This window comes from Lactobacillus sp. WILCCON 0149, assembly GCF_057197965.1.
Map to the genome: position 1 here is coordinate 304327 of NZ_JBUBHO010000001.1, position 14896 is coordinate 319222.

At 50.3% G+C, this 14896-nt stretch carries 17 protein-coding genes; 16 read left to right on the plus strand and 1 reads right to left on the minus strand.

Annotated features, from left to right (window positions below; genetic code table 11):
• Positions 1-15: 15 nt before the first annotated feature.
• The 11 genes from smpB (at position 16) to ACYVUV_RS01580 (ending at position 9004) form a co-directional block, all read left to right on the plus strand.
• Positions 16-477 carry an SsrA-binding protein SmpB gene (gene smpB / locus ACYVUV_RS01530; protein WP_003611142.1) on the plus strand — a complete coding sequence of 154 codons (462 nt, stop codon included), beginning with the start codon at positions 16-18 and terminating at the stop codon, positions 475-477.
• A 162-nt stretch (positions 478-639) separates the two neighbouring features.
• A complete protein-coding gene (locus ACYVUV_RS01535; RefSeq protein WP_439774910.1) occupies positions 640-1008 on the plus strand; it encodes a hypothetical protein in 369 nt (122 codons plus the stop codon).
• Complete coding sequence (locus tag ACYVUV_RS01540; RefSeq protein WP_439774911.1) at positions 1008-1484, plus strand: hypothetical protein; 477 nt, start codon at positions 1008-1010, stop codon at positions 1482-1484. The genes ACYVUV_RS01535 and ACYVUV_RS01540 overlap by 1 nt, the downstream gene beginning before the upstream one ends.
• 41 nt (positions 1485-1525) lie before the next feature.
• Positions 1526-2731: an ABC transporter permease gene (locus ACYVUV_RS01545; protein ID WP_439774912.1), complete on the plus strand. Its 1206-nt coding sequence runs from the start codon at positions 1526-1528 to the stop codon at positions 2729-2731.
• The gene (locus ACYVUV_RS01550; RefSeq protein ID WP_439774913.1) at positions 2731-3411 is read left to right on the plus strand and encodes an ABC transporter ATP-binding protein; all 681 of its coding nucleotides are present in this window, start codon (positions 2731-2733) and stop codon (positions 3409-3411) included. Before ACYVUV_RS01545 ends, ACYVUV_RS01550 begins: the two co-directional genes overlap by 1 nt.
• Positions 3412-3413: 2 nt before the next feature.
• A complete protein-coding gene (locus ACYVUV_RS01555) occupies positions 3414-3581 on the plus strand; it encodes a hypothetical protein (RefSeq protein ID WP_439774914.1) in 168 nt (55 codons plus the stop codon).
• Between the two features lie 264 nt (positions 3582-3845).
• Positions 3846-5180 (plus strand): family 4 glycosyl hydrolase, encoded by a 1335-nt coding sequence (locus ACYVUV_RS01560; RefSeq protein ID WP_484498920.1) that lies wholly within the window; start codon positions 3846-3848, stop codon positions 5178-5180.
• A 70-nt stretch (positions 5181-5250) separates the two neighbouring features.
• Positions 5251-7134 (plus strand): PTS sugar transporter subunit IIBC, encoded by a 1884-nt coding sequence (locus ACYVUV_RS01565; protein ID WP_439775895.1) that lies wholly within the window; start codon positions 5251-5253, stop codon positions 7132-7134.
• Between the two features lie 93 nt (positions 7135-7227).
• Entirely contained in the window at positions 7228-8010 is a 783-nt protein-coding gene (locus ACYVUV_RS01570; RefSeq protein ID WP_439775894.1) for a MurR/RpiR family transcriptional regulator, read from the plus strand.
• On the plus strand, positions 8010-8510 hold the full coding sequence (locus ACYVUV_RS01575; protein ID WP_439775893.1) for a hypothetical protein: 501 nt from the start codon (positions 8010-8012) through the stop codon (positions 8508-8510). Before ACYVUV_RS01570 ends, ACYVUV_RS01575 begins: the two co-directional genes overlap by 1 nt.
• A 5-nt stretch (positions 8511-8515) precedes the next feature.
• Positions 8516-9004 carry a PTS sugar transporter subunit IIA gene (locus ACYVUV_RS01580; RefSeq protein WP_439775897.1) on the plus strand — a complete coding sequence of 163 codons (489 nt, stop codon included), beginning with the start codon at positions 8516-8518 and terminating at the stop codon, positions 9002-9004.
• 169 nt (positions 9005-9173) lie between these two features.
• On the opposite strand, the gene ACYVUV_RS01585 is transcribed toward ACYVUV_RS01580, so the two are convergent.
• Positions 9174-9647: a GNAT family N-acetyltransferase gene (locus ACYVUV_RS01585; protein ID WP_439775892.1), complete on the minus strand. Its 474-nt coding sequence runs from the start codon at positions 9645-9647 to the stop codon at positions 9174-9176.
• A 233-nt stretch (positions 9648-9880) separates the two neighbouring features.
• On the opposite strand from ACYVUV_RS01585, the gene sufC reads away from it, so the two are divergent.
• Genes sufC through sufB form a run of 5 tightly spaced genes read left to right on the plus strand, consistent with a single transcriptional unit; the run spans position 9881 to position 14883 of the window.
• On the plus strand, positions 9881-10660 hold the full coding sequence (gene sufC / locus ACYVUV_RS01590; protein WP_439775891.1) for a Fe-S cluster assembly ATPase SufC: 780 nt from the start codon (positions 9881-9883) through the stop codon (positions 10658-10660).
• Positions 10661-10669: 9 nt separating this feature from the next.
• The gene (gene sufD, locus ACYVUV_RS01595) at positions 10670-11833 is read left to right on the plus strand and encodes a Fe-S cluster assembly protein SufD (RefSeq protein WP_439775557.1); all 1164 of its coding nucleotides are present in this window, start codon (positions 10670-10672) and stop codon (positions 11831-11833) included.
• Positions 11814-13028, plus strand: a complete 1215-nt coding sequence (locus ACYVUV_RS01600; RefSeq protein WP_439775556.1) for a SufS family cysteine desulfurase — start codon at positions 11814-11816, stop codon at positions 13026-13028. The genes sufD and ACYVUV_RS01600 overlap by 20 nt, the downstream gene beginning before the upstream one ends.
• Positions 13015-13455 (plus strand): Fe-S cluster assembly sulfur transfer protein SufU, encoded by a 441-nt coding sequence (gene sufU, locus ACYVUV_RS01605; RefSeq protein ID WP_439775555.1) that lies wholly within the window; start codon positions 13015-13017, stop codon positions 13453-13455. Before ACYVUV_RS01600 ends, sufU begins: the two co-directional genes overlap by 14 nt.
• The gene (gene sufB / locus ACYVUV_RS01610; RefSeq protein ID WP_439775554.1) at positions 13456-14883 is read left to right on the plus strand and encodes a Fe-S cluster assembly protein SufB; all 1428 of its coding nucleotides are present in this window, start codon (positions 13456-13458) and stop codon (positions 14881-14883) included.
• Positions 14884-14896 lie beyond the last annotated feature (13 nt).

Sequence of the window (14896 nt, forward strand, 5' to 3'; positions counted from 1 at the left end):
GCGGGAGGATTTTTTATGAAACAAAAAGCCAAGGATGAAAATGTCCTCGCGCAGAACCGGCAAGCCCGGCATGATTATTTCATTAAGGATACCTATGAAGCCGGGATTGCTTTGACGGGGACGGAGATCAAGTCAGTCAGAGCCCGGCACGTGACCTTGCGTGACGGCTATGTGCAGATCATCAACGGGTCGGCCTTCTTGGAAAATGTTCATATCGATGAGTACAAGGAAGGCAACCGCTACAACCATGATCCGCTGAGAAGCCGCAGATTGCTTTTGCACAAGAAAGAAATCGCCAAACTGGCCGATGTGAAGGCCCAGAAGGGGATGACCATCGTGCCGCTCAAGGTTTACTTGAAGCATGGCTTTGCCAAGGTTTTGATTGGCGTAGCGCAGGGTAAGAAGGAATACGACAAGCGCGAAACGATCAAGAAGCGCGACCAGGACCGGGAACTGCGCAGAAAATACAGAATTTAGGAAATCCGCCGGAAGGCGGATTTTTTGTTTGTCTTATGAAAATCATCCCTATATCTACATACGAATAAAATGATTACAAAAAATATTGAAAAAGCATTTAAGTGGTTGTAAAATGAATGTGAGAAAAAGAACAGGCACGAATCTAGAAAGAGGTTTAGAAAAATGAAAAGTAAGAAAAAAATGACAACTCTATTTTTTACCATGCTGACTGCATTAGCGTTAGTTCCAACTGCGACTGTATTAGCTGGTACTACTAAGTTTGGGACTGCTCACCGTGGTGCTTGGAGTACTGAAACTATGCAAATTCACTACAGTGGCGGCGTATTTTTCTACCCACATTATGCTACTCATACTCATGTGGGTTATGCAAAATATACTAGAAATGGCAAGACCATTGCTTCAAAGTGGACAACCTATGTGAAAAACAATTCAAAGTATTCAAGCAAGACTAAAATTGAAGCCAATGTAAGTTGCTGGGATACTTTGAATCCAACCGCACCTAAGACAAAGTTCCATTACGGATTTAATTGATGAAAAAATTGACAAGAAATCCTTTCAGCCTTTTAGCGTTGATCGGATTGTTACTAGTTGAATATCTCAATTTTCTTTATTTAGCGGTTTTCAGCTTGGTAAGTCAAAAAGCGGCGAATGCTCGGGTGAATTGGGCGATCAAGAATCTGTTGGAAGATTCTGTCAGTTCTTTCTCAATTCTCGCTTTTGCCAGTATCGCCTCGCTTTTGGTGATCTACCATTTATGCAAAAAAGGGCAAAAGGAAAGAAGGATTAGAATTATCGTCGGTTCAACTTGCCGAGAGCAGTATTCGGTAGGGGAGATCATGATTTTTCTGGCTGATCTGCTGACCTTTGTCTTGGCATTTTTGGGAATGAGATATTTGACTGGTCAGAACGAAGGAGGAGCTTTGCGAGAATTTGTTTTAGCCAGTATGTTGCATACCGTGGTTTTACTGCTGTGGTGGCCGCTTTTGGTTAAGGTGATTGATCGCTAAGGCAAAGCCAAGTGTATTTTGAATTTATAAGAAACGTTTTTTTGAAGAAACTGGTCTTGACTCTGCTGACCTTATTGTGCCTAATTTCGTTTGGCTTCATCAGCTATCACTTGCTGCGGTCAAACTTATACGTCCTAAACAATGAGCGTAGTTTGCAGACCTTGGTGAAGCGGAAAGTGTATGTTGGCAATGACCAGTCGACTGGGAAGCAGTTCAGCCAGAATTTTAAGCAAAAGAATCTGGCTAAAACTAATGCTCACGCACGTAAAGTTTTTGCTTATCTGGATAAAAATTACCACTATTCTTTGAGATGGTCTTTCGACTCAAACTTGAATAATGGTGATTCCGTCAGCATCGATACGGTTAATAGCAACTTCTTCAAGTTTTATCTGCTTCACATCGCGGCGGGTCGTAGCTTTAATTCAGCTGACTATAAGAGTAGCAGCTACTACATTCCTGTTTTGGTTGGGGCCAATGTCGCCAAAAGCCAGCCTTTAGGTAGCAAATTTACTGCAGTAAACTCTTCTTCCGGGAAAAAAGAACATTACCAGGTGGTGGGCGTCTTGCAGCAAAACGCGAACTTGCCTTCAGTGTATTTGCTTGACAATCAAAATTATTTGAATAACACCATCATCCGCCCGTTAAGAAGGGCTGATAAAACGAATTTGACTGCTGCGCAGTTGCTTGCCGCGGCCCAGGACTTGATTGTTTTTGACAGCAGCCGGGCAGAACTGGCCAAGTTGACAGGCAAATTCAACCAAGGTGACTTTTTCAAGATCCGTTTTATTTCAGTTGAGAAAAATATTTCCGACTTCTATGACAGCTATAGAGGTACTGCCATTATGTTTGCGATTTTTTCATTGGCAATCATGGTGATTGCAGTTCTGATAATCGTTTGGAACACGTGGAACTGTTTGAGTGAGGAACAGAGTGAGATTGCGTTAAGAATTTCGTTAGGTATGCGGCAAAAGGACGTACTAACAGCAGCAATCATCTATCAACTGGTAATTGACATTTTAGCAATCGTACCAGTATTGCTATATGCAGGTTCTTATTCTAAAATGCTGGCTGACAGCTCGGTTGGGAGCAGTTCGCAGATAGTGTTGAATGGCTTGCTGCCAAGAGCTGAAACAGTAAGCTTGCTGATTTCTTTTGTCTTGATGCTTTTGATTACTATTCTGGCCATTGCTTTAGTAGCTGCTCACTTTAACGGGAAAACACTCGCGTTGCGGATGGGAGACGAATAATGTATTCGGTGAGAATTACAGAGCTTGAAAAAGAATTTAACAATGGCAGGAAGATTTTTTCCGGATTAAATCTGGAACTTGAAGAATCGTCTTTGACTGCCTTGGTTGGCGCGTCAGGCGAAGGAAAAACTACTCTTTTGAACGTGATCGGTCTTCTGGATACGGATTACTCCGGGCAAGTTGAATTGTTTGGTCAAAAAGTCAACGAGCTTAACCAGACTGAAATAGCTCGCTTGCGTAATCAGCAAATTGGTTTTATCTTGCAAGAGCCCTTGCTGATCAAAAATATGAGCGTTAGGGACAATATTTTGCTGCCGACTGTTTACCTGGACAAATCACTGCGCAAGAGCAAAGACCACTATTTGGAAAGAACTGAAAAGCTGGCTGAGCAACTGGGCGTCAGCCAAGTTTTAAGCCAAAAGCCGGCAACCTTGTCAGGCGGGCAAAAGCAGCGGGTGACCGCGATCCGTGCCTTGATCAATGATCCGCAGCTGATTTTGGCGGATGAGCCAACCGGATCGCTGGATGAAGAAAACGCGGAAATTATCATGAACCTGCTGAAACAGCTCAGCCGGGAAGGGAAAACCGTCTTTACGGTTACGCATGATTCGCATATTGCCAGTCAGCACGACAAAGTGCTGCAGCTTAAAAATGGAAATATTACTGTAAAGGAGAATTAACAATGGGTTTTTGGATGATGCTTTTGTCTGGCTTGATTGGTCTGGCTTTGGTAATCTACGCTTTCAAAAAGGATCTGCCAAAGGGGCAAAAGATTGCTTTTTGGGTGATCGGCGCCGTTTTGCTGATCTTCGCTGTGGCCTTGGCTCTGCCAAATGGCCTGCAGCTTTAGTTAACTAAATTAAGTCAATCGCGAGGTACTGGCAAGACCAGTGCCTTTTTTCTTTGCAAAAATTCTTCCAGCTTGCTTTCCGAAATATTTTTCGCCCTTGCGAAATACTTTTCTCAATCTGAAATATGGTCCGTTGTTTTCGTAAACGCTTTACATATCTGGAAGCGGTGCCATAATTAAAGTGTAAGCTAGCTCACGGGAGGTCGGGGCGCCTGAAAGGCCCTATGTGATGAAACAATGTCTTTTGTAAGGAGCAATTGATTTATGTCAGACAAGAAATTTTCAGTAGTTATTGCCGGCGGTGGCAGTACCTTCACCCCTGGCTTTGTCATCAGTCTCTGTGCCAACCAAGACAAGCTTCCCCTGCGGAAACTGAAACTGTACGACATTGATGCTGACCGGCAAAAGAAGATCGGTGATGCCTGCGCCATCATCGTCAAGGAAAAGGCACCGCAAGTCGAATTCGAATATACGACTGACCCGGAAGAAGCCTTCACTGACGTTGACTTCGTCTTGGGCTCAATCAGAGTCGGCAAGTACGAAATGCGCAGCCAGGATGAAAAGATTCCTTTGAAGTACGGGGTCAACGGCCAGGAAACTACCGGCCCCGGAGGCATGGCCTACGGCCTGCGGTCAATCCCGGCCATCATTGAAATCATCGACTTCATGGAAAAGTACTCGCCAAACGCTTGGATGGTCAACTACTCCAACACGATCGCGATTGTTTCTGAAGCCTGCCGGCGCTTCCGCCCGAACTCCAAGGTCGTCAACATCTGCGACATGCCAATCGATGACATGGGCAGAATGGCTGCCATTGCCGGGCTCAAGAGCTTCAAGGACCTCGACTTTACCTACTACGGCTTGAACCACTTCGGCTGGTGGAAGAGCGTCACCAACAAGAAGACCGGGGAAGACCTGATGCCGCTTTTGAAAGACTATGTCAAGAAGAACGGCTACTATGTGGGCGGAGACTTCGACAAGGAAACTGAAGCCAGCTGGGTCGCAACTTTCAAGAAGGTTGCTGACTGCTACGCCTTGGACCCGACGACTCTGCCAAACAACTACATGCAGTACTACTACTTCCCGCAATACGAAGTGGAAAACGCCAACCCGCACTATACCAGAACCGATGAAATCCTGGAATACCGGCAAAAGATCGTCTTCGGTGAATGTGCCCGGATCGTCAAGGAAGGCACGGCCAAGGGCAACCTTTGGGAAAGCGAAGTGCACTCCAACTACATCATTGACATCTGCCACGCGATTGCCTTCAACACCCACGAGAAGTACCTGGCCAACATCCCGAACAACGGGGCCATCAGCAACTTCCCAGACGACGCCATCGTTGAAGTGCCTTGCCTCTTTGGCTCAGACGGCGTGCAACCATTGGTAGTTGGTGAAGCCGGCCGCTTCCAATTAGGTCTGATGATGGAACAAGTTACCTGCGAAAAGCTTGTTGTTGATGCTTATGAGCAAAAGTCCTACATCAAGATGCTGCAGGCCTTTGCCTTGAACAAGACTGTTCCAGACGCTAGCGTTGCCAAGAAGATCCTGGACGACATGATGGTCGTCAACAAGCCTTACTGGCCGGATTTGAAGTAGTCAGAATGAATTGAAATAAGAAACAACAAGCAAGATACTTGCAATAAGCAGCAAGGGAGGAAGATTGCTTATGATGCAGAAACTGCAGAAATTCGGGGCGGCTATGTTCGTGCCTGTCCTGCTTTTCTCTTTCGCCGGTATCGTGGTTGCCTTAACCAGCCTGTTCAACAACCCGTTGATCTTTGGCTCGCTGGCAAACACCAATACCTTCTGGTACGGTCTTTGGGACACCGTTCAACAAGGTGGCTGGACCGTCTTTAACCAAGTCGACATGCTCTTCGTGGTCGGCCTGCCAATCGGGCTGGCTAAGAAGGCCCACGGGCGGGCAGCCATGGAAGCCATCGTTACCTACTGGACTTTCAACTACTTTATCGCTGGTTTCCTGACCCACTGGGGCGCCTTCTTCGGCCTTAAGGACTACGTCAAGACCCAGATCGTAGCCAACTCAACCAACAATGGTTTGACCATGATTGCCGGGATCAAGACCCTGGACACCAGTATTGTTGGTTCCCTGGTCATCGCCGGTATCGTTGTCTGGCTGCACAACCGCTACTTTGACAAGAAGTTGCCGGACTTCCTGGGTACCTTCCAGGGCTCAGCCTTCGTTGTCATCCTGGGCTTCGTGGCTATGTTCCCAGTTGCCTTCCTGACCTGCCTTATCTGGCCAAAGGTGCAAATGGGTATCACTGCTTTGCAGGAATTCATGGCTTCCAGCGGCTTGATCGGGGTTTGGATCTTCAACTTCCTGAACCGGGTCTTGATCCCAACCGGCCTGCACCACTTGGTCTACATTCCATTCCAATACGGCCCAGCCGTTGTTGCTGGGGGGCTGCAGCCATGGTGGCTCAAGCACTTGACTGAATTTGCCGAAAGCACCAAGAGCTTGAAGAGCCTGGCTCCAAACATGGGCTTCATGCTTTACGGGAATGAAAAAGTCTTCCTTGTGCCAGCCATCTGCCTGGCCTTCTACCACACCGCCAAGAAGAACAAGAAGAAGCAGACTTCAGCCTTGCTTTTGCCAGCTGCTTTGACTTCATTCCTGGCCGGGATTACCGAACCTGTTGACTTTACCTACCTCTTCGCGGCTCCAATCCTCTGGGTTGTCTACTCAGTTCTGGCCGCAACCATGAACACGACCATGTACATCTTCGGCGTTGTCGGCCAAATGACTGACGGGGCCATCGGGATTGCTTCTATGAACTGGCTGCCACTCTGGGCTAACCACTGGCACACTTACATGGCCCAATTCATCATTGGTCTGATCTATGCCGTTATCATCTACTTCATCTTCCGCTTCATGATCGTCAAGTTCAACTACGCTACTCCAGGCCGGGAAGCCGACGACCAGGAAGTCAAGCTGATGAACAAGAAGCAATACAAGGAAGCCAAGGCCGCTGAACAAGCAGCTGAAGCTGCCGGGCAAAACTCCTCTGACCCATACATCGCCAGAGCTACGGCTTACACGACTCTCTTGGGCGGACCGGAAAACATTGCTGAAATCACTTCCTGCGCTACCCGTTTGCGGGTAACTGTCAAGGACCCTGACAAGGTCGGTGCCGACGCTGCCTTCAGAAAGAACCAGGCAGTCGGGGTTGTCCGTCACGGTTCAGCCATCCAGGTCATCGTTGGTCTGGACGTTGCCCAAGTTCTGGAAAGAATTGAAAGCATCATTGCCGACAGCGGCAACACCGTTGCCAAGGCCGAAGCCGATCCTGATGAAGAAAAGGCTACCGGCTACCTGGACCTGCTGGGCGGCAGAAGCAACATCAAGGACTTGACCTCCTGCTCAACCAGAGTAAGAGCCCACGTCTTTGACACTAAGAAGGTCGCTGCTGACGACGACTTCAAGAAGGTCGGGGCCAGCGCCGTTGAAAGACGGGATGACCAGGAAATCGACATCGTGGTCGGCCTGGAAGCTGAACGGGTTGTCGATAAAATGAAAGAAATTATGTAAGTAGTGTAAGCCCTTTAAATTGGTCTGAAAGCGTAAAAGTGCTATTCTGTTAACTAGGTGAAAACGTCAACAAGTTAGCAAGAGGAGACTTTTATGGCAGGACTAAAAGCACGAATCGTGGATAAATCAAGCGATCTCAATCCATCGGATAAGAAGATCTTGAATTACTTGCTGAACAATGCTGCTGAATGCAGCGAACTCAGTCTGGCGAAATTGGCCAAGAAACTTTATGTTTCAGAATCGGCCATTTTTCGCTTATGCAAGAAGATCGGTCTAAGTGGCTACAGTGAATTGAAATACGAGCTGGCGGATTTTTCCAAGGGGGAGAAGCAAATGGTCAAGCAACAGGATACCTTTGCCGAGCGCCTGGTCAAAAATCTCCGTTCAGAGCTCAGCTATTTCAGAACTCTGGATTTTGAAAGCTTCTATTCGACCTTAAACCGGACGAAAAATATCTACATTTACACCACCGGCTGGCAGCAGGCGTCAATCGCCAGTTATCTCTCCAACCAGCTGTTGGTGAATGTGGGCAAGCCGACGGTCATCATGCCGTCAGCTATTAGTGAATTGAAGATGTCGAAGAATTGGCTGCAAGATCATGACCAATTGATCGTGATTTCCTTCTCCGGGGAAGATCCCGACTTGTGCCAGCTCCTAGAAGAGCTGCACCTGGTCAACGCAGATTTGACGATTACTTCGCTGACGACCATCAAGGAGAGCCGGCTGGCCAGCCTGTCTGACTACAGTCTCTTTTTCCAGCCAAGTCTCTTCCATGAGAGCATCAGCACCAAGAACTGGGCTTTTAGTCCGGCTTACATAATGATTGATTTATTAATTAACGGCTACTGCGAGTGGCTGAGAAAAGAGGATGAATAATGCAGGAGAAAGCTTTGAATTGGCTGGACAGGTTGACCAAGTCAGCAGGTCTGACGCCGAAAAGAATTTTAAAGATCTACACCTTTGTCCTCTTTTTTGCCCCGCTGGCCTACCTGCTGCTTTTGCAGCTGCGGGCCGGGGCGGCCAAGCAGACAATCACTGACTTCATCGCGGCCAGTCCCGCGACCACGGTGTCAATCATCGTGGCAGCCGGTGACTTCCTCTTGGGCTACCTCTGCTGGATTGACGGCGGGGCCCTCTTGGCCGACCGGCGCCAGTACATGAAGTTCATGAAGCTGCAGCTGTGGACCCAGCTGATCGTTGGCAACTGGTTCTGCCTTCTCTTCGCCATTTTTGCCCTGCGGCGGGGAGGAGATCTGCCTGAAGAGAGCAAGGTAAAGCCGAGCCAGCTGCTGTCCTTGACCTACTTGATTGCTTCTTTATTCGTAATTTGTTTTGTATTCTATGTAGTTCTCGCCTTTAGAGCGGTGAAAGGGTGATGTTCATGTTTAATTTCTTTAAAAAGTCCAAGTCAAAAGGCAATGAAGTCAAGGCGCCCATCAAGGGCAATCTGATTCCCCTGTCCGAAGTCAGCGATGACGTCTTCTCCCAAAAGATGCTGGGCGACGGTTTTGCCGTTAAGCCGACCGGCCAGGAAGTAGTTGCCCCGGTTTCCGGGACCATTACCACTCTTTTTCCAACCAAGCACGCCATCGGCATCAAGACGGCTGAAGGGCTGGAAGTCCTGATCCACTTGGGGATCGACACGGTGGAACTGAAAGGGGAACCCTTCAAGCTTTTCGTCGATCAAGGCGATTCTGTCAAGGCCGGCGACAAACTGGCTGAAATGGACATCAAGGCAGTTGCTGACCACGGCTTGGACAACACGGTCATGGTGGTTTACACCAACATGGACCTGCTCAAAGAAGTCAAGGATGTCGACCCGCGCCCTGTAGAGGCGGGTGACGACGCGCAAGAAATTGTCTTTAACTAACGCGCGGCGCTATGATTTTTACCATTTTTAACATTACTCTTTAATCCAAATCTTTTACTTTTACTCCTCTATTTAATAAAACTTTCTTTACTAACTCACAAATCGCCAGACTGCTCCGGGACCTTTCCCGGGGCAGTTTTTTGCATGAAAAAAGCAGCCTTGCGGCTGCTTAGGCGAGGGATTTAGCCATCATTTGGTGGGGGATGCCGGCTTCCATGAAGACGGGGCCAACATCGTGGTAGCCATTGGCCAGGTAGAAGTCCCGGGCACTGGCCTGGGCGTGGAGGTAAAGCTCCTGGGTCAAATCGTTCTCCAAGACATAGTTCTCAATGGCCTTTAAAAGCTGGCTGGCGATGCCGCGGTGGCGGGCAATTTTCTGCACGGCGACCCGGCCGATGTAAAAGCGGCCTTCTTCGTTAAAGAAGCGGGCGGCGGCCAGGGCATTGCTCTTGTCCTCGTTTAAAAGGAAAACGTGATAAGCGGAAAGGTCCTGGTCATCCAGTTCAGGAACCGTGATTTCCTGCTCGGCGACGAAAACGTCATCGCGGATTCTGGACAGGCAGAAGACCTCCCGGGCAGAGAGCTCGTTAAAAGGCTTGACTTGGATTTCTTTGGCAAAGTCGTTTTTTTGACGTTTTTTCACGGTTGACAGAGTTCCTTTCCATAACTGCTTGATTATGTTTAGCTATTGTAGCAGGCTAAAAAGATTTGTCAAATCACTTGCTTATTTTCTGAAAAAAGTCGGATATTTTTCTGCTGATTTGCAATCTTTTAAAAAATCGCATATTTCTCCTTTTGTCCTCTGTAACCACTAGGTCTTGTGTGCTATAAATAGACGTGACACTAAATTTTGTAGATAATTAGTTGAGGTGAGTCATGTCAGAGTTAGCAATCACTGATTTGCACGTAGAAATTGCCGGCAAGGAGATTCTCAAAGGGGTCAACCTCCAGCTTAAAACCGGAGAGATCCATGCCATTATGGGGCCAAATGGGACGGGAAAGTCAACCCTGTCAGAAGCCATTATGGGCAACCCGGCATATAAGGTGACCCAGGGGTCTGTCAAGCTGGATGGGCAAGAACTGCTGGATTTGCCAGTTGACGAGCGGGCCCGGGCCGGCCTCTTTTTGGCCATGCAGTACCCGGCTGAAATCCCCGGCGTCAGCAACGCCGAATTCATCCGGGGAGCCTTGAACGCCCGCCGGCCGGAAGGCGATCCAGTCTCGGCCCGGGAATTTCTCCAAGAGCTCTATGAAAAGATGGACTTTTTGGACATGAAGGCTGAAATGGCCCAGCGCTACTTGAACCAGGGCTTTTCCGGCGGGGAAAAGAAGCGCAACGAGATCTTGCAGATGCTGATGATCAAGCCCAAGTTCGCAATTTTAGACGAGATCGACTCCGGCCTGGATATCGATGCCTTGAAGGTAGTTTCCAAGGGGGTCAACGATTTGCGGGGGCCGGACTTCGGCGCCTTGATGATCACCCACTACCAGCGCCTTTTGGACTACGTGGTGCCTGACAAGGTTCACGTCATGATGGGCGGCCGGGTCGTGGCTGAAGGCGGGCCGGATTTGGCCAAGCGCCTGGAAAAGGAGGGCTATACCAAGCTGCGTGATGAGCTGGGCCTGGATATTGAACTGACGGATGAAGACGTTTAAGGAGGAAGCATGACCGCACAAGCATGGTTTGCAAAAATGCAGGCAGAAGCCGCTGCCGCTTTGCCGGACTTGCCTAGGCCCGACTTTGCCAAGGTGGACTACCGGGCCTGGCCCCTGTCTTTGACCTGGCCCTTGCAAAAGACGGCAGCTTTTTCCATTGAAGCTGGAGCTGAATTTTGGACAAAAGGCTGCGTCGCCTGCGACTGGGAGACGGCTTTAACTGAGCACGGGGACCTGGTGGAAAAGTACTTCGGCCGGGCGGCCAGCTTTAAGGAAAACCGCCTTTTAGCCGAAAACGTGGCCAAAATGGAGCAAGGGCTCTTCGTCTATGTGCCAGACAACGTAGCCTTGGCTGAACCCTTGACGGTGACTTATTTGCAAGATGGCCAAAAGCAAGAGGACTTTGCCTTGCACGTCTTGCTCGTCGCCGGGAAGAACGCGGATTTTTCCTATTTTGAAAAAGTGGCCAGCCAAGGAGACAACGAAGCTACCGCCAACCTGGTGGTGGAGATCTGCGCCTTAGCCGGCAGCCGGGTTAAGTATGCCGGAATCGACCGCTTGAGCAAAAACACGACCGCCTACTTAAAGCGGGTGGCCTGGGTCGGCCGGGACGCCAAAGTTGACTGGGCCATGGGGATGCTGAGCGACGGGAAGATTCTGGCTGACTATGACTCCGACCTTTACGGGCAGGGAGCCAGAGCTGAGATGAACGTGATCGCCATCACTATCGGCGACCAGGTCCAGGGCCTGAACACCGTCGTCAATAATTACGGCAAAAAGTCAGATGGCCGCATCCTCCAGCACGGGGTGATCCTGCAGAAGTCCTGCCTGGTCTTCAACGGGATCGGCCATGTCATGAAGGGGGCTAAAGGGGCCAACGCCCAGCAGGAAAACCGGGTCTTGATGCTGTCCAGGTCGGCCAGAGGGGATGCCAACCCTATCCTTTTGATCGATGACAACGATGTTTTTGCCGGGCACGCGGCTAGCGTCGGCCGGGTCGATGACCAGCAGCTCTATTACCTGATGAGCCGGGGCCTGCCCAAGCCTTTGGCTGAGCGTTTAGTCATCCGGGGCTTTTTGGGTCCGGTTTTGACCAAGATCCCGGAAGCCAGCCGGCAGCCTTTGTTTGCAATGGTAGAAAGAAAGCTGATCGATGGACAAGAATTGGAATAAATTCCGGCAGGATTTTCCCATCCTGGCTGAAAAAATGAATGGCGAGCCCTTGGTCTACCTGGATAACGCGGCGACCAGCCAGAAGCCCAAGTGCGTGATTGAGGCAATCAATACTTTTTATCAAAAGGAAAACGCCAATATCTACCGGGGAACCTACGCTTTGTCGGCAAAGGCAACTGAGGCTTACGAAGGGGTCCGGCAGAAAGTCGGTGATTTTATCAATGCCGAGGCCAGTGAAATAGTTTTTACCAAGGGAACGACTTCAGCCATCAATTTGGCTGCCTTTGGCTATTTTTCGCGGCATTTAAAAAAGGGAGACGAGATCGCGTTAACTGCCGCCGAGCACCACAGCAATCTGGTCCCTTGGCAGCAAGTTGCCGCCTTGACTGGCGCCAAGCTGGTCTTTTTGCCCCTGGACAAAAAGGGCCGGGTTGACTTAAAGGAAGCAGAAAAAGTCATGTCTGACCGCCTCCGCCTTTTGGCCTTGGCCCAAGTTACCAATGTCTTAGGGACTGAGCAAGCGGTCGAAGAGCTGGCCGCTTTGGCCAAAAAGCGCGGGGCTTTGGTCTTAGTCGACGGGGCCCAGGCAGCGGGCCATTTGCCGGTTGACGTCAAAAAATTAGGCGCTGACTTTTACGCTTTTTCCGCCCATAAGATGCTGGGCCAGACCGGGACCGGGGTCTTGTATGGCCGAAAAGAACTCTTAGATCAGACCCAGCCTTTGGAATTTGGTGGGGAGATGATCCGGGAGGTCAGCAAAACTACAGCAACTTTCAAGCCGGCTCCGCAAAAGTTTGAGGCCGGCAGCCAGAATGTGTCCGGCGTAGTCGCCCTGGGAGCAGCGATTGACTATTTGAGTGAAATCGGCTTAGACGCCATTAAAGATAGGGAAGCAGAATTAGGCCAGGCCATGGCAGAAGGCTTGAGAAAAACGGGAGTCACGGTTTACGGCCAAGGTGGCGGCATCGTCTCTTTCAACCTGCCTGGCGTTCACCCCCATGATCTGGCAACGGCCCTGGACGCCCAGGGCATTGCCATCCGGGCCGGCCAGCACTGCGCCCAGCCCATGATGGACTGGTTAGGAGTCAAGGCAGTTGCCCGGGCCAGCGCGGCTTTTTACAATAACGAAGCTGATGTGGAAGCCTTGATTAAGGGGGTTCAGGCGGCGAAGGAGTTTTTCAATGGCACTAGATGATTTAAAGCAGGTCTACCAGGCAGTCCTTTTGGACTACGCGGCTAGCCAAAAATACCGGCAGCCTTTGGCCAGTCCGACAAAGGTGGTCAGCCTGGTCAATGAAAGCTGCGGGGACCGGTTGACCTTGCAAGTCGAAATCGCCGATGGCAAGATCGTGCAGGTCGCCTGCCTGGCTGAGGGATGCACGATCTCCCAGGCTTCAGCGGCGATCATGGCCGGCTTGGTCGACCAGGCCCCAGTTGAAAAAGCACTTGCTCTTTTGCCAATTTTTTGGCGGATGCTTGAAGGAGAAAAAATCAGCCAGAAAGAAGAAAAGGAGCTGGGCGATGCGGCCCTTTTACAGGGCGTTTCCCGCTTTCCGGCCCGGGTCAAGTGCGCGGGTCTGGCCTGGCAAGGCTTGAGTGAAGCAATAGAAAGGAATAATTAGATGACCGCTGAAAAAGACGAAACCTTACAGGCCCTGGACCAGGACTACCAGTACGGCTTCAAAGACGAGATCGAACCCATCTATACCACGGGGACAGGCTTGAGTGAAGAGGTGGTCCGGCAGATTTCCGCGGCGAAAAATGAGCCGGACTGGATGCTGGACTTCCGCCTCAAGGCCTACCAGACCTATCTTAAAATGCCCCTGCCGACTTTTGGCCCGGATTTGACCAAGATCGACTTTGATCACTTGAACTACTTCCGCCGGGATGCCAAAAAGGCGGTCCGGGACTGGGACGAGGTGCCGGACAAGATCAAGGAGACCTTTGAAAAGCTGGGTGTTCCCCAGGCCGAGCGCCAGTATCTGGCCGGATCATCCGCCCAGTACGAGTCAGAAGTCGTTTATGAAAAAATCAAAGAGGACCTGGCCCGGCAGGGCGTTTTGTTCATGTCAACCGACGCCGCCGTCCAAGTGGTGCCTGATTTGGTCAAAAAGTACTTTGGTAAGCTGGTCAAGCCGGATGACAACAAGATGGCGGCCCTCAACTCCGCCGTCTGGTCCGGTGGGACTTTTATCTACGTGCCAAAAGGGGTTCAGGCCAAAGTCCCGATTCAGAGCTACTTCCGGATCAATGCCGGCAATTCCGGCCAGTTTGAGCGGACCTTGATCATTGTCGATGAAGGGGCCAGCGTCAACTATGTGGAAGGCTGCACGGCACCCAACTATTCAGCTGACAGCCTGCACGCGGCGGTCGTGGAGGTCAATGTCTTAAAAGACGCCTACTGCCGCTACACGACCATCCAGAACTGGTCAGACAATGTCTACAGCTTGGAAACCAAGCGGGCGCAAGCTCTGGAGAACGCGACCATGGAATGGGTGGACGGCAATCTTGGCTCTAAAGTTACCATGAAGTACCCCAGCGTCTACCTAAACGGCCGCCGGGCCCGGGGGACCATGCTGTCGATTGCTTTTGCCGGCTGCGACTCAAATGGCCAGGGGATCGACTCCGACACTGGTGCCCGGATGGTTCATAATGCTCCCCAGACCACCAGCTCCATTGTTTCCAAGTCCCTTTGCAAGGACGGGGGCCGGGTGGACTACCGGGGGCAGGTCCGCTTCAACCCGGACAGTGACGGCTCTTTGGCCCATGTGGAATGCGATACCATCATCATGGACGACAAGTCGGCCAGCAACACCATTCCTTATAATGAAGTTTTGAACGGGAACGTCTCCATGGAGCATGAGGCCAAGGTGTCAAAAATTTCTGAAGAGCAGCTCTACTATTTGATGAGCCGGGGGATTTCAGAAGCCAAGGCCACGGAGATGATCGTGATGGGCTTTTTGGAACCCTTCACCAAGGAACTGCCGATGGAATACGCAGTTGAACTGAACCGCTTGATCAAGTACCAGATGGTGGGCTCGATCGGCTAAGATGAAGCAAAAA